Raw genomic sequence first — 551 nt, forward strand, 5'->3', positions numbered from 1 at the left:
TCTATTTCAGTGACGATTTAAGCATTCGTCAGTTAATGTACTGGCTGATGGGAAGCGTTGGTGGAGTGAGTTGGTACCAGCACGTGCTTACGATACTCATGATGCCAATCAGTGTATGGCTATGCCTACAAGGTAGGGTTCTTGATAAGTTGATGGTAGGGGAAGTGCACGCCAAACAATTAGGCGTGGACGTCAACCGAGCACGCTGGCAACTTATCCTTTGTGTATCGCTTTTGGTCGGAGGTTCAGTTGCTTCCGGGGGGGTGATTTGCTTTGTTGGCTTGGTTGTTCCGCATCTTCTGCGTTTAGCTGTTGGTACTGAAAACCGCTATTTGTTGCCATTGTCTGCGGTAACTGGGGCAACCTTGTTGGTGATCTCTGACATACTTGCAAGGGTGGTGTTAGATTCTGCTGAGCTACCCGTTGGAGTGATGACGACGACAATAGGCGCGCCAATCTTTATTTGGATGTTGGTGAAGAGTCATGATTCAAGTTCATAATTTAGCGATTGGTACTCGATTACTACCATTGACGATCACTATCCCCAAAGG

General features: G+C 47.2%; 1 protein-coding gene. It reads left to right on the top strand.

Annotated features, from left to right (window positions below; all coding sequences use genetic code 11):
* Positions 1-500: iron chelate uptake ABC transporter family permease subunit (locus GCE9029_RS25385; RefSeq protein WP_157487860.1), on the top strand; the 500-nt coding region annotated here is incomplete at its 5' end.
* Between the last annotated feature and the right edge of the window lie 51 nt (positions 501-551).

Origin of the sequence: Grimontia celer (genome assembly GCF_900055185.1) — a bacterium.
Classification (GTDB): Bacteria; Pseudomonadota; Gammaproteobacteria; order Enterobacterales; family Vibrionaceae; genus Enterovibrio; species Enterovibrio celer.